The organism is Streptomyces sp. CB02009 (assembly GCF_001905825.1).
GTDB lineage: Bacteria > Actinomycetota > Actinomycetes > Streptomycetales > Streptomycetaceae > Streptomyces.
The window spans coordinates 249,775-273,975 of the sequence record NZ_LIVV01000006.1; the positions used below are offsets into that span (position 1 = coordinate 249,775).

General features: G+C 69.9%; 23 protein-coding genes and 1 tRNA gene. 22 read left to right on the forward strand and 2 right to left on the reverse strand.

Features of this window, described 5'->3' with window-relative positions; all coding sequences use genetic code 11:
- Positions 1 to 36: 36 nt before the first annotated feature.
- Positions 37 to 360, reverse strand: a complete 324-nt coding sequence (locus AMK27_RS42410) for a hypothetical protein (protein ID WP_143204879.1) — start codon at positions 358 to 360, stop codon at positions 37 to 39.
- A 96-nt stretch (positions 361 to 456) separates the two neighbouring features.
- On the opposite strand from AMK27_RS42410, the gene AMK27_RS24945 reads away from it, so the two are divergent.
- A complete protein-coding gene (locus AMK27_RS24945; protein WP_073913203.1) occupies positions 457 to 1,314 on the forward strand; it encodes a nuclease-related domain-containing protein in 858 nt (285 codons plus the stop codon).
- 229 nt (positions 1,315 to 1,543) lie between these two features.
- Here AMK27_RS24945 and AMK27_RS24950 read toward each other — a convergent pair.
- A tRNA-Arg gene (locus tag AMK27_RS24950) sits at positions 1,544 to 1,615 on the reverse strand.
- Between the two features lie 160 nt (positions 1,616 to 1,775).
- Here AMK27_RS24950 and AMK27_RS24955 point away from each other — a divergent pair.
- From AMK27_RS24955 to atpA, 21 genes are all read left to right on the forward strand, one after another.
- Positions 1,776 to 2,258 (forward strand): response regulator, encoded by a 483-nt coding sequence (locus AMK27_RS24955; RefSeq protein ID WP_073912405.1) that lies wholly within the window; start codon positions 1,776 to 1,778, stop codon positions 2,256 to 2,258.
- Between the two features lie 101 nt (positions 2,259 to 2,359).
- Entirely contained in the window at positions 2,360 to 3,424 is a 1,065-nt protein-coding gene (gene nrtL / locus AMK27_RS24960) for an ArgS-related anticodon-binding protein NrtL (RefSeq protein WP_073912408.1), read from the forward strand.
- A 12-nt stretch (positions 3,425 to 3,436) separates the two neighbouring features.
- Entirely contained in the window at positions 3,437 to 4,828 is a 1,392-nt protein-coding gene (gene lysA, locus AMK27_RS24965) for a diaminopimelate decarboxylase (RefSeq protein ID WP_073912410.1), read from the forward strand.
- A 143-nt stretch (positions 4,829 to 4,971) separates the two neighbouring features.
- On the forward strand, positions 4,972 to 6,264 hold the full coding sequence (locus AMK27_RS24970) for a homoserine dehydrogenase (RefSeq protein ID WP_073912412.1): 1,293 nt from the start codon (positions 4,972 to 4,974) through the stop codon (positions 6,262 to 6,264).
- 6 nt (positions 6,265 to 6,270) lie between these two features.
- Positions 6,271 to 7,341, forward strand: a complete 1,071-nt coding sequence (gene thrC, locus AMK27_RS24975; protein ID WP_073912414.1) for a threonine synthase — start codon at positions 6,271 to 6,273, stop codon at positions 7,339 to 7,341.
- Between the two features lie 309 nt (positions 7,342 to 7,650).
- Positions 7,651 to 8,568 carry a homoserine kinase gene (gene thrB, locus AMK27_RS24980; RefSeq protein WP_073912417.1) on the forward strand — a complete coding sequence of 306 codons (918 nt, stop codon included), beginning with the start codon at positions 7,651 to 7,653 and terminating at the stop codon, positions 8,566 to 8,568.
- Between the two features lie 417 nt (positions 8,569 to 8,985).
- On the forward strand, positions 8,986 to 11,052 hold the full coding sequence (gene rho, locus AMK27_RS24985; RefSeq protein WP_073913204.1) for a transcription termination factor Rho: 2,067 nt from the start codon (positions 8,986 to 8,988) through the stop codon (positions 11,050 to 11,052).
- A gap of 235 nt (positions 11,053 to 11,287) precedes the next feature.
- On the forward strand, positions 11,288 to 12,385 hold the full coding sequence (locus tag AMK27_RS24990; RefSeq protein WP_073912419.1) for an LCP family protein: 1,098 nt from the start codon (positions 11,288 to 11,290) through the stop codon (positions 12,383 to 12,385).
- 180 nt (positions 12,386 to 12,565) lie between these two features.
- Positions 12,566 to 12,784 carry a 50S ribosomal protein L31 gene (gene rpmE / locus AMK27_RS24995; RefSeq protein WP_055599288.1) on the forward strand — a complete coding sequence of 73 codons (219 nt, stop codon included), beginning with the start codon at positions 12,566 to 12,568 and terminating at the stop codon, positions 12,782 to 12,784.
- 96 nt (positions 12,785 to 12,880) lie between these two features.
- Entirely contained in the window at positions 12,881 to 13,957 is a 1,077-nt protein-coding gene (gene prfA, locus AMK27_RS25000; protein ID WP_073912422.1) for a peptide chain release factor 1, read from the forward strand.
- Between the two features lie 46 nt (positions 13,958 to 14,003).
- Positions 14,004 to 14,849 (forward strand): peptide chain release factor N(5)-glutamine methyltransferase, encoded by an 846-nt coding sequence (gene prmC, locus AMK27_RS25005; protein WP_073912424.1) that lies wholly within the window; start codon positions 14,004 to 14,006, stop codon positions 14,847 to 14,849.
- Positions 14,850 to 14,898: 49 nt separating this feature from the next.
- Positions 14,899 to 15,546 (forward strand): L-threonylcarbamoyladenylate synthase, encoded by a 648-nt coding sequence (locus AMK27_RS25010; RefSeq protein ID WP_030321077.1) that lies wholly within the window; start codon positions 14,899 to 14,901, stop codon positions 15,544 to 15,546.
- The gene (locus AMK27_RS25015) at positions 15,543 to 16,190 is read left to right on the forward strand and encodes an arsenate reductase/protein-tyrosine-phosphatase family protein (RefSeq protein WP_073912426.1); all 648 of its coding nucleotides are present in this window, start codon (positions 15,543 to 15,545) and stop codon (positions 16,188 to 16,190) included. Before AMK27_RS25010 ends, AMK27_RS25015 begins: the two co-directional genes overlap by 4 nt.
- A 112-nt stretch (positions 16,191 to 16,302) precedes the next feature.
- Positions 16,303 to 17,550 carry a serine hydroxymethyltransferase gene (glyA, locus tag AMK27_RS25020; protein ID WP_073912428.1) on the forward strand — a complete coding sequence of 416 codons (1,248 nt, stop codon included), beginning with the start codon at positions 16,303 to 16,305 and terminating at the stop codon, positions 17,548 to 17,550.
- A 118-nt stretch (positions 17,551 to 17,668) separates the two neighbouring features.
- Complete coding sequence (locus tag AMK27_RS25025) at positions 17,669 to 18,982, forward strand: MraY family glycosyltransferase (protein ID WP_073912430.1); 1,314 nt, start codon at positions 17,669 to 17,671, stop codon at positions 18,980 to 18,982.
- Positions 18,983 to 19,244: 262 nt separating this feature from the next.
- Entirely contained in the window at positions 19,245 to 19,658 is a 414-nt protein-coding gene (locus AMK27_RS25030) for a hypothetical protein (protein WP_073912432.1), read from the forward strand.
- A 222-nt stretch (positions 19,659 to 19,880) separates the two neighbouring features.
- The gene (gene atpB / locus AMK27_RS25035) at positions 19,881 to 20,690 is read left to right on the forward strand and encodes a F0F1 ATP synthase subunit A (RefSeq protein WP_073912434.1); all 810 of its coding nucleotides are present in this window, start codon (positions 19,881 to 19,883) and stop codon (positions 20,688 to 20,690) included.
- 91 nt (positions 20,691 to 20,781) lie between these two features.
- Positions 20,782 to 21,048 carry an ATP synthase F0 subunit C gene (gene atpE / locus AMK27_RS25040; protein ID WP_024761915.1) on the forward strand — a complete coding sequence of 89 codons (267 nt, stop codon included), beginning with the start codon at positions 20,782 to 20,784 and terminating at the stop codon, positions 21,046 to 21,048.
- Between the two features lie 41 nt (positions 21,049 to 21,089).
- Positions 21,090 to 21,635, forward strand: coding sequence for a F0F1 ATP synthase subunit B (locus AMK27_RS25045; RefSeq protein WP_073912436.1), 546 nt, complete (start codon positions 21,090 to 21,092; stop codon positions 21,633 to 21,635).
- Positions 21,632 to 22,447 (forward strand): F0F1 ATP synthase subunit delta, encoded by an 816-nt coding sequence (locus AMK27_RS25050; protein WP_073912438.1) that lies wholly within the window; start codon positions 21,632 to 21,634, stop codon positions 22,445 to 22,447. The genes AMK27_RS25045 and AMK27_RS25050 overlap by 4 nt, the downstream gene beginning before the upstream one ends.
- A 146-nt stretch (positions 22,448 to 22,593) precedes the next feature.
- Entirely contained in the window at positions 22,594 to 24,192 is a 1,599-nt protein-coding gene (gene atpA / locus AMK27_RS25055) for a F0F1 ATP synthase subunit alpha (protein ID WP_030321094.1), read from the forward strand.
- The last annotated feature ends 9 nt before the right edge of the window (positions 24,193 to 24,201 follow it).

The following is a 24,201-nucleotide window of genomic DNA, read 5'->3' on the forward strand; positions in this document are numbered from 1 at the left end:
CCCGTACGCATTCTGTGGAGTTGTTGCTCACCATGGCTATGCCTCGACCGGCCGCGTGCGCTGCCGGGAGTGCGGCGGCCGTTCCTGGGGTTTGCTGGGCTGCCTCGGCAACGGCTCGGATCTCAGCGGTGGTGAGACCTGCTCGATCTTTTGGCCCAGTTCGGTGTCGGCCTCGTGCGCGACGCGCAGGACCTCGATGGAGTCGTCTGTCTGGGAAGCCTTCGTGCCCGCGGCTTCGTCCTGAGTAGCGTGGAGGTCCTGCTGACCCGCTACGCGAAGTGCCTCGACGGATGCCAGGATGTCGCCAACCGGCGTATTGAGGATCTTCTTCGCGAGTACGAGTGTGGCACCGTGCACCACCCCATTGAGGCTCCGGGCATCTTGTCCGGGGCCTCACTCGTTTTCAGCCCTACCCGCTGCGATGCTGCGAGCTGGGAGCGGACGAGGGGGGGGCTCGTGGAGCTGAAGGTCACGCGCTGGAAGCGGTACGGACATGATCGCCTGTACGCGAATCTGCCCGATGGCACCGAGGTCGGTTGGGCGGACGTGACGACGGGAGACGTCACCGTTCTCGTTGCCGAGTATCGCGATGACGTGATTGCCGTGCTGACGCGCCACTTACGGGAGATCTCCGCACCGGTCTCGCCACAGGAGCTGGCATCGAGGGTTGAAGCCCGTCCAGTGCTGCCGCCTCTGATGCCGGCCGACGACCTGTCCGCCAACCGCCCCGGTGAAGCCATTCGTCACCTGCTCGACAAGTCCGGCCCGGGTCTCCTGGAACGCGTCGTCTCACGGCTCCTGCGGCGCCCCAGCAAGTGGGACTCGTGGCGGAAAGGACTGGCGGGGGAGAAGCGTGTGGGAGGCGAGCTGAATCGCTTGGAGCGGCACGGCTGGCGAGTCCTGCACTCGATTCCCCTGAGTGAGCGCGTGGACGTCGATCACTTGCTGATCGGTCCTGGAGGCGTGTTCAGCATCAACACGAAGCACCACCACGACAAGGCCGTATGGGTCGGCGACGATGCGGTGAAGGTCAATCACGGCAAGCCGGCGCCCTACGTCCGCAAGAGTCGAGCCGAAGCCAAGCGTGTGGTCCGGGTGCTGGAGCAGTACTGCGGTTTCCCTGTACCGGTTGAACCAGTCCTCGTCTTTGTTGGCGTCACCGATCTCAAGGTGGTCGCCACGCAGCTCAGCGTTCGGGTGTACCAGGAGCGCCAAGTAGCGGCTCTGGCGCCGCTCTCGGGGGTGCTGACGGCCGAGCAGGTAGAGCAGATCTACAGCGTTGCTCGCCATCGCCAGGCGTGGAGCAAGGCTTGAGCCGTGCTTCCGTGGGCGTTGGACGTGTCCGGGAGCACCCCGGCAGGCTTGGCGGCCCGGCCGGCTAGTCGGGCACTTCACCTGCGGCGACGCCCCAAGATCCCGTCCACGCCTCGTCCACAGACCCCGACATACGGCGGCTCAGGGCGGCATACACCTGCACATACAACAAGACCCCGTTCTCAGCGTTTCCGCTGATCACGGGGTCTGTGTGGCACTTCCTGCGAAGTGCCCCCGGCAGGATTCGAACCTGCGCACACGGCTCCGGAGGCCGTTGCTCTATCCCCTGAGCTACGGGGGCGTCCGCCGCGTTCGGCGGCGACGGGTAGAACCCTACCAGCTCCGCGGGAGTGGCTGTGAACAGGTATTTCCGGGGTGTCACCAGGGGCTGGGTCCCCCGCACGGGTCAGAAGTGGGCAAAACCCGGACGCGGCCGTTCGGGGCGGCCTACTCTCGTTCGTGTGTCAGGCGTGTCCGGTCGGGTGCTCGTTGTCGACGACAACAAGGTGATCCGGCAGTTGATCAGGGTCAATCTCGAACTCGAGGGGTTCGAGGTCGTGACCGCGGCCGATGGTGCCGAGTGTCTGGATGTCGTACATCGGGTCTGCCCTGATGTCGTCACCCTGGACGTCGTCATGCCCCGCTTGGACGGGATCAAGACGGCCGAGCGGCTGCGGGCCGATCCCCGGACCAGACACCTCCCCGTCGCGATCATCAGTGCCTGCGGCGAGCACGAGGTGTCCAGCGGGGTCGCCTCCGGCGTCGACGCCTTCCTCGCCAAGCCCTTCGAGCCCGCCGAGCTCGTCCGCGTCGTCCGTCAGCTGATGCACCGCGAGCGGCGCGAGCGTCCCGAGGGGGCCGGGCCCGACGGGGGAGAGGACCCGGCCGCAGTCGACGGCTGCCCGGATTCCCGACGCGCCGGAAGCACCCACCGCCCCCACTGAGCACGCTCGGCCGTTCGGCCACCCCGCCCGTCCCCGTCCCGGGTGACCGCATGGCGAAACCGGTTCGCGTTCCGCCCCCCCTCCTCCCCTACGCTTGTCCCGTGACCCCCGCGGACCTCTCCCTCACCGTGCTGCACGCCGTGCGCCGTGCGGTCGACGACGGTGCGCTGCGGGTCGACGTACCCCCGACGGTCAAGGTCGAGCGGGCTCGGCCCGGTGGCGTCGGCGAGTACGCGAGCAACGTCGCCCTCACCCTCGCCCGGTCCGCCGGACGCACCGCCCTCGACATCGCCGGGATCCTGGAAGAGCGCCTCCGTGACACCCCCGGGCTGCAGGCCGTCGACGTCACCGGGCCCGGCTTCCTCAACTTCACCCTTCGGCCCGACGCCGGCGGCGAGCTCGTACGGGCCGTCCGCGAGGCCGGGGACGCGTACGGGAGCGGCACCGCGCTCGCCGGGGTCACCGTCCGCTTCGCCGACCTGACAGAGTCGCGCGCGCTGCTCGTCACCGAGACCGTCGTCCGACTCCTCCGCAGCCAGGGCGCCGACGCCGGGTTCGGCCAGGACCAGCCCGCACAGGACCAGCCCGCCCTGGACGAGCCCACCCATGCGCCGCCCCGCGCTGAGACCCGGGCGGAAACCCACACCCCCGCCCCCGACGCCACCCCCCAGCGGATCCACGTCCACCCCGGCCCCTACGAGCCCCGTTCCCTCGGTGTCGACGCCGCCCGTTGGGCGCTTCTCCGGGCCGCGCCCCAGGACCGGCCCCTCGACGGGCCTCCCCTTCTCGTCCAGCACGAGCGCAACCCCCTCTTCCGCGTGCGGTACGCCCACTCCCGCGTCCGGCGGCTGCTCGACAACGCCGCTCAGCTCGGCTTCGGGCCCGCCTACGAGATCCCCGTCCACGCACCCGAACTTCTCGGCGTCCTCGGCGACCACCCCGTCGTCCTCCTCACCGCCGCCCGCCACCGCGCCCCCGACCGGGTCGCCCGGCATCTGGAAGCCACCGCCGACGCGCTGCTCGCGTTCCAGCACACCGTTCTGCCGCTCGGCGACGAGAAACCCTCGGCCGCCCATCGCTCCCGGCTCGCGCTCGCCGAAGCCGCCGGGACGGTGCTCGCCGGTGGCCTCTCCGTGCTCGGCATCAGCGCACCCGAACGGATTTGAAAGAGTTCAGACATGAGTCGTTCCGCCCATCCCGCAGGCCCTCGCCACGCCGACGTCCTTCCCGAGGGGCACTACACCGCGCCCCCCGCCGACCTCAACGTCCTCGACCCCAAGGTGTGGTCCCGGACCGTCGAGCGGGACGAGCGCGGTGTCGCCACCGTCGGCGGGCTGAGCGTCACCGACCTCGCCGAGGAGTTCGGGACCCCCGCCTACTTCCTCGACGAGAGCGACTTCCGCGCCCGCTGCCGCGCCTGGGCCGAGGCCTTCGGCAAGGACGCCGACGTCTTCTACGCCGGGAAGGCCTTCCTCTCCCGGGCTGTCGTGCGATGGCTCCAGGAGGAGGGGCTGAACCTCGACGTGTGCTCCGGCGGTGAGCTCACCACCGCCCTCTCCGCCGGGATGCCCGCCGAGCGCATCGCGTTCCACGGCAACAACAAGAGCGAGAGCGAGATCCGCACGGCCGTCGAGGCGGGCGTGGGCCGGATCGTGCTCGACTCCTTCCAGGAGATCGTGCGCGTCGCGCACATCGCGCAGTCCCTCGGGAAGCGCCAGCGCGTGCAGATCCGCGTGACCGTCGGCGTCGAGGCCCACACCCACGAGTTCATCGCCACCGCGCACGAGGACCAGAAGTTCGGCATCGCGCTCGCCGGCGGGCAGGCCGCAGAGGCCGTGCGCCGCGCGCTGAAGCTGGACGGGCTCGAGCTCATCGGCATCCACTCGCACATCGGCTCGCAGATCTTCGACATGGCCGGCTTCGAGGTCTCCGCGCGGCGGGTCGTCCAGCTGCTCGCCGAGGTGCGGGACGAGCACGGTGTCGAGCTGCCCGAGATCGACCTCGGCGGCGGCCTCGGCATCGCGTACACCAGCGAGGACGACCCGCGCGAGCCGCACGAGATCGCCAAGGCCCTGAACGAGATCGTGGCGCGGGAGTGCGAGGCCGCGGGGCTCCGTACGCCCCGGATCTCCGTCGAGCCCGGCCGCGCCATCGTCGGGCCCACCGCCTTCACGCTGTACGAGGTCGGCACCGTCAAGCCGCTCGAAGGGCTGCGGACGTACGTGAGCGTCGACGGCGGCATGTCGGACAACATCCGCACCGCGCTGTACGACGCCGAGTACAGCGTCAGCCTCGTCTCGCGGACCAGCGACGCCGCGCCCATGCTCACCCGGGTCGTCGGCAAGCACTGCGAGAGCGGCGACATCGTCGTACGGGACGCCTTCCTGCCCTCGGACCTGGCGCCCGGCGACCTCATCGCCGTGCCGGCCACCGGCGCGTACTGCCGCTCCATGGCCAGCAACTACAACCACGCGCTCCGGCCGCCCGTCGTCGCCGTCCGGGACGGCGAGGCGCGGGTCATCGTGCGGCGCGAGACGGAGGAAGATCTCCTGCGTCTCGACGTCGGATGATGAAATAGTCGAGTGATGAAATAGATGTCTCAGGATCCGGACGAGGGGCGGAAACCCCCGTCCGGTGAGTGAGACTGGTTCCACCGTCGAGAACCCCAGAGACTCGAACGTAGAGATACGAAGTAGGACGAGAAAGAGGTCGGATGATGCGTACGCGTCCGCTGAAGGTGGCGCTGCTGGGCTGTGGAGTGGTCGGCTCAGAGGTGGCGCGCATCATGACGACGCACGCCGACGACCTCGCCGCGCGCATCGGCGCCCCGGTCGAGCTCGCCGGTGTGGCGGTCCGCCGCCCGGACAAGGTCCGCGAGGGCATCCCCGCGGAGCTGATCACCACCGATGCCACCGCCCTCGTGAAACGGGGGGACATCGACGTCGTCGTCGAGGTCATCGGCGGGGTCGAGCCGGCCCGCACCCTCATCACCACCGCCTTCGCTCACAGCGCCTCCGTCGTCTCGGCGAACAAGGCGCTGCTCGCCCAGGACGGCGCGAGCCTCTACGCCGCCGCCCAGGAGCACGGCCAGGACCTCTACTACGAGGCCGCCGTCGCCGGCGCCATCCCGCTCATCCGCCCGCTGCGCGAGTCCCTCGCCGGCGACAAGATCAACCGCGTGATGGGCATCGTCAACGGCACGACCAACTTCATCCTCGACAAGATGGACACGTCCGGCGCCGGCTACTCCGAGGCGCTCGACGAGGCCACCGCCCTCGGATACGCCGAGGCCGACCCGACCGCCGACGTCGAGGGCTTCGACGCCGCCGCCAAGGCCGCCATCCTCGCCGGGATCGCCTTCCACACCCGCGTGCGCCTCGACGACGTCTACCGCGAGGGCATGACCGAGGTCACCGCCGCCGACTTCGCCTCCGCCAAGCAGATGGGCTGCACCATCAAGCTGCTCGCCATCTGCGAGCGCGCCGCGGACGGCGAGTCCGTCACCGCGCGCGTGCACCCGGCGATGATCCCGCTCAGCCACCCGCTGGCGTCCGTCCGCGAGGCCTACAACGCGGTCTTCGTCGAGGCCGACGCCGCCGGGCAGCTCATGTTCTACGGCCCCGGGGCGGGCGGCTCGCCGACCGCCTCGGCCGTACTCGGCGACATCGTCGCCGTCTGCCGCAACCGTCTCAACGAGGCGACGGGCCCCGGCGAGTCCGCGTACACCCAGCTGCCCGTGAGCTCCATGGGCGAGGTCGTCACGCGGTACCACATCAGTCTCGACGTGGCCGACAAGCCGGGCGTCCTCGCCCAGGTCGCGACGGTCTTCGCCGAGCACGGCGTATCCATCGATACGGTGCGCCAGAAGGGCAAGGACGGCGAGGCCTCCCTCGTCGTCGTCACCCACCGCGCGCCCGACGCCGCCCTTTCGGGGACCGTCGAGGCGCTGCGCAAGCTCGACACCGTGCGCGGTGTCGCCAGCATCATGCGTGTTGAAGGGGAGTAAGGACCCATGACCCACAAGGGCACCCACCAGTGGCGCGGCATCATCGAGGAGTACCGGGACCGCCTTCCGGTCACGGACACGACGCCGGTCGTCACGCTCCGTGAGGGCGGCACGCCGCTCGTACCCGCTCAGGTCCTCTCCGAGCGCACGGGCTGCGAGGTGCACCTCAAGGTCGAGGGCGCCAACCCCACCGGCTCCTTCAAGGACCGGGGCATGACCATGGCCATCACCAGGGCCAAGGAGGAGGGCGCGAAGGCCGTCATCTGCGCCTCCACCGGCAACACCTCCGCCTCGGCCGCGGCCTACGCGGTGCGCGCCGGCATGGTGTCGGCGGTCCTCGTGCCGCAGGGCAAGATCGCGCTCGGCAAGATGGGCCAGGCCCTCGTGCACGGCGCGAAGATCCTCCAGGTCGACGGCAACTTCGACGACTGCCTGACCCTGGCCCGCAGCCTCTCCGAGAACTACCCGGTGGCGCTGGTCAATTCGGTCAACCCGGTGCGCATCGAGGGCCAGAAGACCGCCGCCTTCGAGATCGTGGACATGCTGGGCGACGCGCCCGACATCCACGTCCTGCCCGTGGGCAACGCCGGCAACATCACGGCGTACTGGAAGGGGTACCGCGAGTACGCCGCGGACGGCCTCGCGACGCACCGCCCCCGCATGTGGGGCTTCCAGGCCTCCGGTTCGGCCCCGCTGGTCCGCGGCGAGGTCGTCAAGGACCCGTCGACGATCGCCACCGCGATCCGCATCGGCAACCCGGCCTCGTGGGACTACGCGATCGCCGCGCGCGACGAGTCGGGTGGCTTCATCGACGAGGTGACGGACCGTGAGATCCTGCAGGCCTACCGCCTGTTGGCCGCGCAGGAGGGCGTCTTCGTCGAGCCCGCCTCGGCCGCTTCGGTCGCCGGTCTGCTGAAGGCCGCCGCCCAGGGCAAGGTCGACCCGGGTCAGCGGATCGTCTGCACGGTGACCGGAAACGGACTCAAGGACCCCGACTGGGCCGTCGCCGGCGCGCCGCAGCCGGTCACCGTTCCGGTCGACGCGGTCGCCGCCGCCGAGCGCCTCGGTCTGGCCTGATCCTCACCCCTCCGCGCGGAGAAACGTGCTGATCGAAACCCGATCAGGAACGTACATAGGCGCACAGGTTGGCTCGCGACACGCATCGTGCGCCTCCTGTGCGCCCTATGTCGCGGCAGAACCTTCCTTCGATAGGCTGTACCGAACCCGCCCCGACGCATATGCGCGGTGTTGTTGCCGTTGTCGCCTCCGTGGCTGAAACGGCCCCCGGGTTCCCCGTGGTTCTCTTGAAACACCCGCCGTAACACCCTCTGAAACACCCGCTGTTCCAGAACAACCCGTTGTCGCAATCAAGGAGATCATCGAGCGATGGCCGGTCCAGCGTTCCGCGCCGCCGCCGTACGGGTGCGCGTCCCCGCCACCAGCGCCAATCTCGGTCCGGGCTTCGACGCCTTCGGCCTGTCGCTGGGCCTCTACGACGACGTCGTCGTCCGTGTCGCCGACTCCGGACTGCACGTCGACATCGCCGGCGAGGGCGCCGAGACGCTCCCGCGCGACGAGAGCCACCTGCTCGTACGCTCCCTGCGCACCGCCTTCGACCTGCTCGGCGGGCAGCCGCGCGGCCTCGAGGTCGTCTGCGCCAACCGCATCCCGCACGGCCGCGGCCTCGGCTCCTCCTCCGCCGCCATCTGCGCCGGCATCGTCGCCGCCCGCGCCGTGACCATAGGCGGGGACGCCAAGCTCGACGAGGCCGCCCTCCTGGAGCTGGCCACCGAGATCGAGGGCCACCCCGACAACGTCGCCGCCTGTCTGCTCGGCGGATTCACGCTCGCCTGGACCGAGTCCGGTGCCGCGCGGGCGATCAGGATGGATCCCTCGGATTCCATCGTTCCGGTGGTTTTCGTCCCCGGAAAGCCGGTGCTGACCGAGACCGCGCGCGGACTTCTGCCGCGCACCGTCCCGCACGTGGACGCCGCGGCCAACGCCGGGCGCGCCGCCCTCCTCGTCGAGGCCCTGACCCGCCGCCCCGAGCTGCTGCTCGCGGCCACCGAGGACCGGCTGCACCAGGAGTACCGGGCTCCCGCGATGCCCGACAGCATCGCCCTGGTGAACCGGCTGCGGGCGGACGGCGTCCCCGCGGTCATCTCCGGCGCGGGCCCCACGGTCCTCGCGCTGGCCGAACACGGAACGGCAGACAAGGTCGCGCTCCTCGCGGGCGAGGGCTGGGCCGCGAACCGGCTCGACCTCGACGCGTCCGGAGCCAGCGTCCTTCCGCTGGCGCCCTAGGCGCGCGGCGGCCGGACGCCGGGCAGCGTCCGGACAGGAGATTGCCGGTGAGGGAGAGGGGGAATGTTTGTCGGAGCCGGTAGTGTTAACCTCAAGTCAGCACCCGGCGCCTTTGTGGCGCGGTGCTGAGTGTCCCCATCAGGGACCACCGATTCTTCCGGGAGCCTCCCCAACTGCCTGAGCAGCCTGCCTGAGCAGTTTCGAGCACGCTCCGGAACCGGCACGACACCCCTCGCTCTTCTTTCTCGCGAGGGCCGAGCAGGGGGCGCTCGGGCCGGACCCCAGCACGTTTTCTCTCCGCCGTACCCGGCGGGACCACCGCCCCGGACACGGTCCACCCAACACGGGACCGCTGCCGGACAGCACAACCGGTCGCCGAGCCAGATGGCCGACGTCCGCTCCAGGGAAGGACCCTTCGTGAGCGACACCACCGATCTGATGGGCGTGACTGCCGACAGCAGTGTCGACGCCGCCGCGCCCGCCGCAGGTGCTGCCACCGGCGGCACCGCACGGCGCCGCCGCTCCGGCACCGGCCTCGAGGGCATGGTCCTGGCCGAGCTGCAGCAGGTCGCGTCCGGCCTCGGCATCAGGGGCACCGCGCGCATGCGCAAGAGCCAGCTGATCGAGGTCATCAAGGAGGCGCAGGCCGGTGGCGGCTCCGCCGCCCCCGCCAAGGCCGCCGACGCCGCCGAGACCAAGCCGAAGCGCCGCGCCACCGCCAAGACCCGTACGGGTGAGACCGCTGCCGAGGCCGCCGAGCCCAAGGCGGAGAAGGCCGAGAAGGCCGTCGCCCAGCAGCAGATCGACATCCCGGGTCAGCCGGCCTCCGACGACCAGCCCGCGGGCGAGCGTCGTCGCCGCCGCGCCACGGCCCCCGCCGGTTCGCCGGAGGGCGAGACCAAGGCCGAGGCCGCGCAGGCCGTCAAGACCGAGGCCCGTACCGAGGCCAAGGCCGACGCGGGCACCGATGCCAAGGCCGAGGCCGCCGTCGACGGCGCCGAGGGCCGTGGCCGTCGTGACCGCGGCGAGCGCGGCGAGCGCGGGGAGCGTGGCGAGCGCCGCGACCGCCGTGACCGCCAGCGCGACCGCGGCAAGGGCGACGAGCAGCAGGGCGGCGGCCAGGGCGGCCAGCGCCAGCGCCAGGGCGGCCAGGGCGGCCAGGGCCAGGGTCAGGGCCAGCAGGTCCAGGGCCAGGGTCAGCAGGGCGGCCAGCAGGCCGGCCCGCAGGACGACTACGACGACGAGGCCGGCGGTCGCCGCGGGCGTCGCGGCCGCTACCGCGACCGCCGCGGGCGTCGTGGCCGTGACGACTTCCAGGCCGGCGAGCCGCAGGTCGCCGACGACGACGTCCTGATCCCCGTCGCGGGCATCCTCGACATCCTCGACAACTACGCGTTCATCCGGACCTCCGGCTACCTGCCCGGTCCGAACGACGTGTACGTCTCGCTCGCCCAGGTCCGCAAGAACGGCCTGCGCAAGGGTGACCACGTCACCGGTGCCGTGCGCCAGCCGAAGGAGGGCGAGCGCCGCGAGAAGTTCAACGCGCTGGTCCGCCTGGACTCGGCGAACGGCATGGCCGCCGACTCCGGCCGCGGCCGCCCCGAGTTCAACAAGCTGACCCCGCTCTACCCGCAGGACCGGCTCCGTCTGGAGACCGACCCGGGCGTGCTGACCACGCGGATCATCGACCTCGTGTCGCCGATCGGCAAGGGCCAGCGCGGTCTGATCGTGGCCCCGCCGAAGACCGGCAAGACCATGATCATGCAGGCGATCGCCAACGCGATCACGCACAACAACCCCGAGTGCCACCTGATGGTCGTCCTGGTCGACGAGCGTCCGGAAGAGGTCACCGACATGCAGCGGTCGGTCAAGGGCGAGGTCATCTCCTCGACCTTCGACCGTCCGGCCGAGGACCACACCACCGTCGCCGAGCTGGCCATCGAGCGCGCCAAGCGCCTCGTGGAGCTGGGTCACGACGTGGTCGTCCTGCTCGACTCGATCACCCGCCTGGGCCGTGCGTACAACCTCGCGGCGCCGGCCTCCGGCCGCATCCTGTCCGGTGGTGTCGACTCGACCGCGCTCTACCCGCCGAAGCGCTTCTTCGGTGCGGCGCGCAACATCGAGGACGGCGGCTCGCTGACCATCCTGGCCACCGCGCTGGTCGACACCGGCTCGCGCATGGACGAGGTGATCTTCGAGGAGTTCAAGGGCACCGGCAACATGGAGCTCAAGCTCGACCGGAAGCTCGCCGACAAGCGCATCTTCCCGGCCGTCGACGTCGACGCCTCGGGTACGCGCAAGGAGGAGATCCTGCTCGGCAGCGACGAGCTCGCCGTCACCTGGAAGCTGCGCCGCGTGCTGCACGCGCTCGACCAGCAGCAGGCGATCGAGCTGCTGCTCGACAAGATGAAGCAGACGAAGTCGAACGGCGAGTTCCTGCTCCAGATCCAGAAGACGACGCCGGGCGGCAAGAACGACGACTGAGGTGCCTGAGTCGACTGGGGTGTGACCTGCGTCACACTCCGGTCGGACGGCCCGAACGGGGCCTCGGCCTCGTAACCCGGTCGTGACCTGCGTGAACCACTGCGCCCACCGTGCCCCGCACGGTGGGCGCAGTGCTGTGCCGGCCCCGTGCTCATCCAAACCTCACAGGCCCGTATGCAACCCTTTTGGGCGCTTCACCGTCACATGTGGTGAACCTAGGGCCCGAGGGATGGCGATGACCGAGCAGAGCAAGAGCGGCCGAATACCCGGCGCCGGAAACGGCCGCCGGCGCAAGCAGCGCGCCAGGCGCAGCCGCAAGGCGGCCGTGCTCGTCTCCGGCGCCCTCGCGGTCCTCGTCCTCGGCGGCACCGGCCTCGGGTACGTGTACTTCAAGCTCGACGGCAACCTCGAGACCGTCGACATCAACGCGCAGCTGGGCACCGACCGCCCCGACGACGTCGACAACGGCTCCATGGACATCCTCGTCCTCGGCTCCGACTCCCGCTCCGGCGACAACGGCGCCTACGGCAAGGACGAGGGCGGCGCCCGCTCCGACACCGCGATGGTCGTCCACGTCTACGAGGGCCACAAGAAGGCCAGCGTGGTCTCCATCCCCCGCGACACCCTCATCGACCGGCCGAAGTGCACCGACACGCAGGGCGCCCCCGTCGCCGCCGAGCGGCGGGCCATGTTCAACACGGCGTACGAGGTCGGCGGCCCCGCCTGCGCCGTCAAGACCGTCGAGTCGATGTCCGGCATCCGCATGGACCACTACATCGAGGTCGACTTCACCGGCTTCAAGAAGCTCATCGACAAGCTCGGCGGCGTGGAGATCACCACCACCAGCGCCATCAAGGACGGCAAGAGCCACCTCGACCTCGCGCCGGGCACCCACACCCTCGACGGCGAGCAGTCCCTCGGCCTGGTCCGGACCCGCAAGAGCGTCGGCGACGGCAGCGACCTCGGCCGCATCCAGCTCCAGCAGGCCTTCATGAAGGCCTTCATGAACCAGGTGAAGGACGTCGGCGTCCTCACCAACCCGAAGAAGCTCCTCGACCTCGCCGACGCCGCCACCAAGGCCATCACCCCCGACAGTGAGCTCGACTCGGTCCAGGAACTGATGGGCTTCGCCAAGGGGCTCTCCGGCATCGGCGCCCAGAACGTCCACATGGTCACCCTGCCCGTCGAGTACGACCCCCGGGACCCCAACCGCGTCGTCCCCCTGGAAGCCCAGTCGCGGCAGGTCTGGACGGCTCTGAAGAAGGACCTGCCGATCCCCGCGTCGGCGACGAAGGACGCGGCCACCGGCCAGGCCGACGGCATCGTGAAGTAGCGCCCGGGCCGCCGTCGGAACCACGGCGGCCCGCCGTCCGCGGCCGGTCAGGAATACTTTCGCCGCCACCCCGGTTTGGGGAGATGCGGCCAGTCCTGGCAGACTGGTACGTCGGCCCCGGTTCACGCTTGCCGCGACCTGCGGAAGCGACCCGGAGCCCTCCCGAAACTAGGAGACACCTTGAAGCGCGAGATTCACCCCGAGTACGTCGAGACCCAGGTCAGCTGCACCTGTGGCGCGTCGTTCACCACCCGGAGCACCCTGACCGACGGCACCATCCGTGCCGAGGTCTGCTCCGAGTGCCACCCGTTCTACACGGGCAAGCAGAAGATCCTCGACACCGGCGGCCGCGTCGCCCGCTTCGAGGCCCGCTTCGGCAAGGCCGGCTCCGCCAAGTAGCGAGCCCCTGCGCCGGTCCACGGTCGCCCCGCGCGGGTGGCCGGGACCGGCGCTTTGCCGTCCCGTAGCAACTGACGAAAAACCCAGGAGCCCCCGATGTTCGAGGCGGTCGAGGAACTGGTCGGCGAGCACGCCGGCCTCGAGACGAAGCTCGCAGACCCTTCGGTCCACGCCGACCAGGCGAACGCGCGCAAGCTGAACAAGCGCTACGCCGAGCTGACCCCGATCGTCGCCACCTACCGGGCCTGGAAGCAGACCGGTGACGACATCGAGACCGCCCGCGAGCTGGCACACGACGACCCCGACTTCGCCGCCGAGGTCAAGCAGCTGGAGAAGGACCGGGAGGAGCTCACCGAGAAGCTCCGTCTGCTCCTCGTCCCGCGCGACCCGAGCGACGACAAGGACGTCATCCTGGAGATCAAGGCGGGCGCCGGCGGCGACGAGTCCGCCCTCTTCGCCGGCGACCTGCTCCGCATGTACCTGCGGTACGCCGAGCGCGTCGGCTGGAAGACCGAGATCATCGACGCCACCGAGTCCGAGCTGGGCGGCTACAAGGACGTCCAGGTCGCCGTGAAGACCAAGGGCGGCAACGGCGCCACCGAGCCCGGCCAGGGCGTCTGGGCGCGGCTGAAGTACGAGGGCGGGGTGCACCGCGTGCAGCGCGTGCCCGCGACCGAGTCCGCCGGCCGCATCCACACCTCCGCCGCCGGCGTCCTCGTCACGCCCGAGGCCGAGGAGGTCGAGGTCGAGGTCCACGCCAACGACCTGCGCATCGACGTCTACCGCTCGTCGGGCCCCGGCGGCCAGTCGGTCAACACCACCGACTCCGCCGTCCGCATCACCCACCTGCCGACCGGCATCGTCGCCTCCTGCCAGAACGAGAAGAGCCAGCTCCAGAACAAGGAGCAGGCCATGCGCATCCTGCGCTCCCGGCTCCTCGCGGCCGCCCAGGAGAAGGCCGAGGCGGAGGCCGCCGACGCCCGCCGCAGCCAGGTCCGCACCGTCGACCGGTCCGAGAAGATCCGTACGTACAACTTCCCGGAGAACCGGATCTCGGACCACCGCGTCGGCTTCAAGGCGTACAACCTCGACCAGGTGCTCGACGGCGACCTGGACACGATGATCCAGGCGTGCGTCGACGCCGACTCGGCCGCCAAGCTCGCCGCGGCGTAAGTGGCGCCAGTTCCGTAAGCCCCACCCCGCACCACGGAGGACCAGCGTGAACCTGCTGCTTGCCGAGGTGGCCCAGGCCACCCAGCGGCTGGCCGACGCCGGCGTTCCCTCACCGCGTTTCGACGCGGAGGAGCTCGCCGCGTTCGTGCACGGCGTCAAGCGGGGGGAGCTGCACAACGTCAAGGACGCGGACTTCGACGCCCGCTACTGGGAGACGGTCGCCCGCCGCGAGGCCCGCGAACCGCTCCAGCACATCACGGGGCGGGCGTTCTTCCGCTACCTGGAGCTCCAGGTCGGGCCCGGGGTCTTCGTGCCGCGCCCGGAGACCGAGTCGGTCGTCGGCTGGGCCATAGACGCCGTGCGCGCGATGGACGTCGTCGAACCCCTCATCGTCGACCTCTGCACCGGCTCCGGCGCCATCGCCCTCGCGATGGCCCAGGAGGTGCCGCGCTCGCGCGTGCACGCGGTCGAGCTCTCCGACGACGCGCTCGTGTGGACGCGCAAGAACGCCGAGGGCTCGCGCGTCACCGTCCACCAGGGCGACGCGCTCCGCGCGCTGCCCGAGCTGGACGGCCAGGTCGACCTGGTCATCTCCAACCCGCCGTACATCCCGCTCACCGAGTGGGAGTACGTGGCGCCCGAGGCCCGTGACCACGATCCGGAGATGGCCCTCTTCTCCGGCGAGGACGGCCTCGACACCATCCGCGGCATCGAGCGCACCGCCCACCGGCTGCTCCGTCCCGGCGGCCTCGTCGTCATCGAGCACGCGGACACCCAGGGCGGGCAGGTGCCGTGGATCTTCAACGAAGAGGCCGGCTGGGCCGACGCCGCCGACCACCCGGACCTGAACAACCGGCCGCGCTTCGCGACCGCCCGCAAGGCCATGCCATGACCGGCATGACCGCCATGACGAACCACGCGTACGAGGAGGCCGGGAACTGATGGCACGGCGATACGACTGCAACGAGGCGACCGACCGCGTGACCGGTCTGCGCGAGGCCGCGTCCGCCGTCCGCCGGGGCGAGCTGGTCGTGCTGCCCACCGACACCGTGTACGGGATCGGGGCGGACGCCTTCAGCAGCGAGGCCGTCGCGGACCTGCTCGCCGCCAAGGGCCGGGGCCGCAACATGCCCACGCCCGTGCTCATCGGCTCCCCGAACACCCTCCACGGCCTCGTCACGGACTTCTCCGAGCAGGCGTGGGAGCTCGTCGACGCCTTCTGGCCCGGCGCCCTCACGCTCGTCGCCAAGCACCAGCCGTCCCTGCAGTGGGACCTGGGCGACACCCGGGGCACCGTCGCCATCCGCATGCCGCTGCACCCGGTCGCCATCGAGCTGCTCACCGAGGTCGGCCCGATGGCCGTCTCGTCGGCGAACCTCACGGGGCACCCGTCCCCTGAGGACTGCGACGCGGCCCAGCAGATGCTCGGCGACTCCGTCTCCGTCTACCTGGACGGCGGCCCGACGCCCGGCATCGTCCCGTCCTCCATCGTCGACGTCACGGGCAAGGTGCCGGTGCTGCTGCGCGAGGGCGCGCTCTCGCCGGAGGAGCTCCGGAAGGTCGTACCCGACCTCGAGGTGGCGAATTGACCGCCCCTGAGGGGCGTGGCATAGCGGGGTTCGACGACAGCACCACCTTCCGCATCCTCCACGTCAGCACCGGCAACGTCTGCCGCTCGCCGATCACCGAGCGGCTGACCCGGCATGCCCTGAGCGACCGCCTCGGCGACCCGCTCGGCGGCGGCCTGATCGTGGAGAGCGCGGGCACCTGGGGCCACGAGGGCGCTCCGATGGAGGCCAACGCGGAACTGGTCCTCGCCGACTTCGGCGCGGACTACAGCGGCTTCGTGGGGCGCGAGCTCCTCGACGAGCACGTCATCCGCGCGGACCTCGTCCTGACGGCGACCCGCGACCACCGTGCCCAGGTCATCTCGATGGGCCACTCGGCCGGCCTGCGCACCTTCACCCTGAAGGAGTTCACCCGCCTGGTCCGCGCGATCGACCCGGCGACGCTCCCGGACGCCCGCGACGAGGGCATGGTGGAACGCGCGCGTGCCCTGGTCCGCGCGGCAGCGGCTCTACGCGGGTGGCTCCTCGCCCCCTCGGTGGACGCGGACGAGGTCAACGACCCGTACGGGGCCCCGATCACCTTCTTCCGCTCGATCGGCGACGAGATCAACCAGGCGCTGGACCCGGTGGTCACGGCACTGACGGGCGTACGGGCGCGCGACTGAACCGGCCGCCGCGCGGTCGGTGTTCGTGTGGGGGTTGCCCGGCGTTCACCGGGCGCGTGGGGGCCGGCCTGCCTACATTGGTGCTGACATCCCTCCACGCCCGGAGTCAGCCATGCCGGTCACCGCTCCCCCCGATGAGGCTCTCGACGTCCTGCGCCGGCAGGACCCGGAGGTCGCCGACGTGCTGCTCGGCGAGGTACGGCGGCAGGCCGACAGCCTGCAGTTGATCGCCGCGGAGAACTTCACCTCGCCCGCCGTCCTCGCCGCCCTCGGTTCCCCGCTCGCCAACAAGTACGCCGAGGGGTATCCCGGCGCGCGTCACCACGGCGGCTGCGAGTACGCCGACGCCGCCGAGCGGATCGCCGTGGAACGGGCCACCGCGCTGTTCGGAGCCGACCACGCGAACGTCCAGGCGCACTCGGGCTCCTCGGCCGTCCTGGCGGCGTACGCGGCCCTTCTGAGGCCCGGTGACACGGTGCTCGCCATGGGCCTCGACCACGGAGGGCACCTGACCCACGGTTCGCCCGCCAACTTCTCCGGGCGCTGGTTCGACTTCGTCCCCTACGGCGTCGACGCCGAGACCGGACTCGTCGACTACGAGCAGGTCGCCGCGCTCGCCCGCCACCACCGCCCCAAGGCGATCGTGTGCGGCTCCATCTCGTACCCCCGGCACCTCGACTACGCGCTGTTCCGCGAGATCGCCGACGAGGTCGGCGCGTACCTCATCGCCGACGCCGCCCACCCCATCGGCCTGGTCGCCGGGGGAGCGGCCCCCAGCCCCGTCCCGTACGCCGATGTCGTCTGCGCGACCACCCACAAGGTGCTGCGGGGGCCGCGCGGCGGGATGGTGCTCTGCGGGGAGGAGCTCGCGGGTCGGATCGACCGGGCCGTCTTCCCCTTCACCCAGGGCGGCGCCCAGATGCACACGATCGCGGCGAAGGCGGTGGCCTTCGGCGAGGCGTCCACCCCGGCGTTCACCGCGTACGCCCACCAGGTGGTCGAGCACGCGCGCGTGCTCGCGGCCGCGCTCGCCGCCGAGGGCTTCGCGCTGACGACCGGCGGCACCGACACCCACCTCATCACCGCCGACCCGGCGCCCCTCGGCGTCGACGGCCGCACCGCGCGCGCCCGGCTCGCCGCCGCCGGCATGGTCCTCGACACCTGTGCGCTGCCGTACGGGGAGGGGCGCGGGATCCGGCTCGGCACCGCGGCCGTCACCACGCAGGGCATGGGCGCCCCTGAGATGGCGAGGATCGCCGCCCTGTTCACCGCGGCTCTGCGTGACGATCCCGCGGAGACGGCCCGGGTCCGGGCGGAGGTAAGGGGCCTGACCGGGCGATTTCCCCCGTATGGGGGCTGAGGAGAGGTCACGGAAAGTCGCTGTGCAACCGTTCGCGGGGTCCAGGTGTCTCCAAGCACATGGACGGCCCGGCTAGGGTGTGGGGCTGAGATGGCCAGCGAAACCTGTGGGGCAGCCCGTGCGTGATTACCTGCTGACGCTCTGTGTCACGGCCGCGGTGACCTATCTGCTCACCGGTCCGGTGCGGAAGTTCGCCATCGCGACCGGGGCGATGCCGGAGATCCGCGCCCGAGACGTACACCGAGAACCGACTCCGCGGCTCGGTGGCATCGCCATGTTCTTCGGGCTGTGCGCGGGACTCCTCGTCGCCGACCACCTGCAGAACCTGAACAGCGTCTTCGAGCTCTCCAACGAGCCGCGCGCGCTGCTCTCCGGTGCCGCCCTGATCTGGCTGATCGGCGTCCTGGACGACAAGTTCGAGCTGGACGCCCTGATCAAGCTGGGCGCGCAGATGATCTCGGCGGGCGTCATGGTGGCGCAGGGTCTGACGATCCTGTGGCTGCCGATCCCGGGTGTCGGCGTCGTCTCCCTGACCCCGTGGCAGGGCACGCTCCTGACCGTCGCCCTGGTCGTCCTCACCATCAACGCGGTCAACTTCGTCGACGGCCTCGACGGTCTCGCGGCCGGCATGGTGTGCATCGCCGCCGCCGCGTTCTTCCTGTACGCGTACCGCCTCTGGTACGGCTACACGATCGAGGCCGCCGCCCCGGCGACGCTGTTCACCGTGATCCTCATGGGCATGTGCCTGGGCTTCCTGCCGCACAACATGCATCCGGCGCGGATCTTCATGGGCGACTCCGGCTCGATGCTGATCGGCCTGATCCTGGCGGCCTCGGCCATCTCGATCACCGGCCAGGTCGACCCGGACGCGCTGAAGATCTTCGAGGGCTCGACCCGTCAGGCCACGCACGCCGCCCTGCCGGTCTTCATCCCGCTGGTGCTGCCGCTGACGATCATCGCGATCCCCATGGCGGACCTGGTCCTCGCGATCGTGCGCCGCACCTGGAAGGGGCAGTCGCCGTTCGCGGCCGACCGCGGGCACCTGCACCACCGGCTCCTGGAGATCGGGCACTCGCACAGCCGCGCGGTCCTGATCATGTACTTCTGGTCGGCGCTCATCGCCTTCGGGACGCTGGCGTACTCGGTCCACTCGGCGTCGATGTGGATCGTCCTCTGCGTCGTCGCGCTCAGCGCGATCGGTCTGGTGCTGCTCCTGCTGCCGCGCTTCACCCCGCGCGCGCCCCGCTGGGCCGAGTCGGTCGTACCGCCCCGCTACCGGCGCCGCAAGAGGGTTCCCGTCGCGGAGGCCGTCCCGGAGCCGGTCGTGGTCGAGGAGGAGCGCATTCCGGTGCCCGCCGGCATCAACGGCGCCACCGCCATCGGCAACCGCGGGCGCTTCACCGACAGGCGGAAGGCCGGAACGCCAAGTTGACGAAGGCCGCATTCGCGGCCATTAGCAGACAAGGCGCCGCCCTGTCGTGCACACACGCGCGGGGTAACTCTCATGTGTGACGGTTGGCACACCTTATGGGTAAAGACCTATTCAAATAGTTTGTGATACCGTTCACGAGACCCGGCGACAGTGCCGAAAGACCGTAGTGCGACGGTCTGTTGGCCCCGAGACCCACCTCGGACCGGGCTTACGCTCGTCCTTGACGACACCATCGCCCCCTCCAGCAAGCGGAGACACCGCCATGCCGTCCAACGACGCACGCATCCTCCTGCACACCGTCATCCCCACCGCTGCCGTCGGCGCGATCGCCACGGTCATCAGCGCTGTGGTCGCCGGTGGCAAGGGCGCGCTCGGCGCCGTCGTCGGCACCCTGGTCGTGCTCCTCTTCATGGGAATCGGGCAGGTCGTCCTGCAGCGGACGGCGAAGTCGCTCCCGCATCTGTTCCAGGCCATGGGGCTCATGCTCTACACGGCCCAGTTGCTGGTGCTCTTCATCTTCCTGGCTTTGCTCAAGAACACCACGCTGTTCAACTTCAAGGCCTTCGCTTTCACGCTGCTCGCGACGACCGTGGTGTGGGTCGCCGCACAGGCCCGTGCCTACATGAAGGCCAAGATCACGTACATCGACCCCGGAAACACGGGGTCGAAGTCGTGAAGGGTAGGGCCGGGATAAAGCCGCGTTCGGCTTCCTGCTATCGTCCGGTGCCAACTGCGGCACTGCGGGCGCGGGCATCCGAGACGCCTGTCCCAGCGCGAGGCTCGATGCCGAACCGCCGCCCCCTTATCCGTAAGACCAGTCCAGTGCCGACCCGCGGCTGCGTGCCGCGCCGACACAACGAGGTTGCCGTACCTATGCGCCACGCTGAAGGAGCCCGCGGTGAGTGCTGACCAGACGCTTGCCTTCGACCCGGATTGCCACATCTTCAGTGGATGTGGCTTCCCGGCGCCGGGCCTGCACACGTTCATGTACGAGCCCATCGCGACGGTGGGAGGCATCGAGCTCACCAAGCCGATGCTGCTCGCCCTCCTGGGCTCCATCGTGGTCGTCGGGTTCTTCTGGGCCGCGTTCCGCAAGCCCAAGCTGGTCCCCGGCAAGCTGCAGATGGTTGGCGAGGCCGGTTACGACTTCGTGCGCCGCGGCATCGTCTACGAGATCATCGGCAAGAAGGACGGCGAGAAGTACGTCCCCTTCATGGTGTCGTTGTTCTTCTTCGTCTGGATCATGAACCTCTGGTCGATCATTCCGCTCGCCCAGTTCCCGGTCACCTCGCTGATCGCCTTCCCGGCCGGTCTCGCGCTGATCGTCTACGTCATGTGGATCTCGCTGACGTTCAAGAAGCACGGCTTCGTCGGCGGCTGGAAGAACATCGTCGGCTACGACAAGTCGCTCGGCGCGATCCTTCCGATGGTCGTCGTCCTCGAGTTCTTCTCGAACCTGCTGATCCGGCCCTTCACGCACGCGGTGCGACTGTTCGCGAACATGTTCGCCGGTCACCTGCTGATCGTGATGTTCTCGCTGGCCACCTGGTACCTCATGAACGGCCTGGGCTTCGTCTACGCCGGCGCCTCGTTCGTGATGGTCCTCGTGATGACCGCCTTCGAGCTCTTCATCCAGGCTGTCCAGGCGTACGTCTTCGTCCTCCTGGCCTGCAGCTACATCCAGGGCGCGCTCTCCGAGCACCACTGAGCCGATCCGGCCCCGTAGCTCCACCCCCCAATCCAACAGTCGTCCGGTGGCCAACCCCCACCGGGTCATTGAAAGAGAAGGAAGTAACGGCATGTCCGCTGCTCTCGACATGATCAACCTTGCCGCCGAAGGTGGCAGCGCCAAGACCAACGTCGTCGGCAACGTCGCCTCGATCGGTTACGGCCTCGCCGCGATCGGCCCCGGCGTCGGCGTCGGCATCATCTTCGGTAACGGTACGCAGGCGCTCGCCCGTCAGCCCGAAGCTGCCGGCCTGATCCGCACCAACCAGATCATGGGCTTCGCGTTCTGTGAGGCGCTCGCCCTCATCGGCATCGTCATGGGCTTCGTCTACCAGTAAGCCGGACCGACTGCCCGATTCTTTTTACGGAAGGCACTGATGTGAACGCTCTGCTTCTTGCGGCGGCGGAGGAGCCCCAGCCTCCTCTGATCCCGCATCTCGACGAGCTCGTCATCGGCCTGATCGCCTTCGTCATCGTCTTCGGTTTCCTCGCCAAGAAGCTCCTCCCGAACATCAACAAGGTTCTGGAGCAGCGTCGCGAGGCCATCGAGGGTGGCATCGAGAAGGCCGAGTCGGCCCAGATCGAGGCTCAGAGCGTGCTGGAGCAGTACAAGGCCCAGCTCGCCGAGGCCCGCCACGAGGCCGCGCGTCTTCGCCAGGAGGCCACGGAGCAGGGCACCGCGATCATCCAGGAGATGAAGGCGGAAGGCCAGCGCCAGCGCGAGGAGATCATCGCGGCCGGCCACACGCAGATCGCGGCCGACCGCAAGGCCGCCTCTGCCTCGCTGCGTCAGGACGTGGGCAAGCTCGCCACCGACCTGGCCGGCAAGCTGGTCGGCGAGTCCCTCGAGGACTCCGCGCGCCAGAGCCGGACGATCGACCGCTTCCTCGACGAGCTCGAGGAGAAGGCGGAGGCCGTCCGATGAACGGAGCGAGCCGTGAGGCACTGGCCGCCGGACGTGAGTCCCTCGACGCGCTGACCGACAACACGTCGGCCGACGCGACGAAGCTCGCGGACGAGCTGGCCGCAGTCACCACGCTGCTCGACCGCGAGGTGTCGCTGCGTCGGGTCCTGACCGACCCCGCGCAGTCGGGCGAGGCCAAGGCCGAGCTCGCGCAGCGACTCCTGAGCGGTCAGGTGGGCGGCGAGACCGTCGACCTGGTGTCCGGCATGGTGCGTTCCCGCTGGTCGCGTTCGCGTGACCTGGTCGACGCGACCGAGGAACTGGCGAACACCGCCGACCTCACCGCGGCGCAGAAGGCGGGCGCCCTCGACGGTGTCGAGGACGAGCTGTTCCGCTTCGGCCGGATCGTGTCCTCCAGCCCCGAGCTCCGCTCGGCGCTGACGGACAAGGCCGCCACGGCCACCGCCAAGGGCGAGCTGCTCCGCAGCCTGCTCGGCGGCAAGGCCAACGTCACCACCGAGCGTCTGGTCGTCCGTCTGGTGACCCAGCCCCGGGGACGTAGCCTGGAAGCGGGACTCGAGTCCCTCTCCAAGCTCGCCGCGGCGCGCCGGGACCGGATGGTCGCCGTCGTCACCTCGGCGGTGCCGCTGTCGGACCGGCAGAAGCAGCGCCTCGGAGCCGTACTCGCCAAGCTGTACGGCCGCGAGATGCACCTCAACCTGGACGTGGACCCCGCGGTCCTCGGCGGGATCACGGTGCAGGTCGGCGACGAGGTCATCAACGGATCGATCGCGGAGCGCCTCGACGAGGCGACCCGTCGACTGGCCGGCTGACGACCGTCACCAGCACAAGGCATCACAGCTACACAGCATCACCAGCGGCCCGGTTGGGCCGTGCAGAGATTGCAGAAGATTCCTGGGGGTCGGCCCCCAGACCCCTTAAGAAACTTCGGGCCCAACAAGGAGAGCAGGGAACCCAGATGGCGGAGCTCACGATCCGGCCGGAGGAGATCCGGGACGCACTGGAGAACTTTGTCCAGTCGTACCAGCCGGACGCGGCCTCGCGCGAGGAGGTCGGCACGGTCAGCCTGGCCGGTGACGGTATCGCGAAGGTCGAGGGTCTTCCCTCGGCCATGGCGAACGAGCTGCTGAAGTTCGAGGACGGGACCCTCGGTCTCGCGCTGAACCTCGAAGAGCGCGAGATCGGTGCGATCGTCCTCGGCGAGTTCAGCGGCATCGAGGAGGGTCAGTCGGTGCAGCGCACCGGCGAGGTCCTCTCCGTCGGTGTCGGTGAGGGTTACCTGGGTCGCGTCGTCGACCCGCTCGGCAACCCGATCGACGGTCTCGGCGAGATCGCGACCGAGGGCCGCCGCGCCCTCGAGCTGCAGGCCCCGGGCGTGATGGCCCGTAAGTCGGTGCACGAGCCGATGGAGACCGGCTACAAGGCCGTCGACGCCATGACGCCGGTCGGCCGTGGTCAGCGTCAGCTGATCATCGGTGACCGTCAGACCGGCAAGACCGCTCTGTGTGTCGACACGATCATCAACCAGCGCGACAACTGGCGCTCGGGCGACGTGAACAAGCAGGTCCGCTGCATCTACGTCGCCGTCGGCCAGAAGGGCTCGACCATCGCGTCCGTGCGCGGCGCCCTGGAAGAGGCCGGTGCGCTCGAGTACACGACGATCGTCGCCGCCCCGGCGTCCGACCCGGCCGGCTTCAAGTACCTGGCGCCGTACACCGGCTCCGCCATCGGCCAGCACTGGATGTACCAGGGCAAGCACGTCCTGATCGTCTTCGACGACCTGTCGAAGCAGGCCGACGCCTACCGCGCCGTGTCGCTGCTGCTGCGCCGCCCGCCGGGCCGTGAGGCCTACCCGGGTGACGTCTTCTACCTGCACTCGCGTCTGCTCGAGCGCTGCGCGAAGCTCTCGGACGAGCTGGGTGCCGGTTCGATGACCGGTCTTCCGATCGTCGAGACCAAGGCGAACGACGTGTCGGCGTTCATCCCGACCAACGTCATCTCCATCACCGACGGCCAGTGCTTCCTGGAGTCCGACCTGTTCAACGCCGGCCAGCGTCCGGCCCTGAACGTCGGTATCTCGGTCTCGCGTGTCGGTGGCTCCGCCCAGCACAAGGCGATGAAGCAGATCTCCGGTCGCCTCCGTGTGGACCTGGCCCAGTTCCGTGAGCTCGAGGCGTTCGCCGCCTTCGGTTCCGACCTGGACGCCGCCTCCAAGGCGCAGCTGGAGCGTGGACAGCGCATGGTCGAGCTGCTCAAGCAGGCTCAGTACCAGCCGATGCCCACCGAGAACCAGGTCGTCTCCGTCTGGGCCGGCACCACCGGCAAGATGGACGACGTCCCGGTCGCCGACATCCGCCGCTTCGAGGCCGAGCTCCTGGCGTACCTCCGCCAGAACCACTCGGGCCTCATGACCTCCATCCGTGAGGGCGGCAAGATGTCCGACGACACCCTGCAGGCCGTGGGCGACGCCATCGCGGAGTTCAAGAAGCAGTTCGAGACCTCTGACGGCAAGCTGCTGGGCGAGGACGCTCCTGCCGCCGTCAACGTCTCGAAGTGACGACGGAAG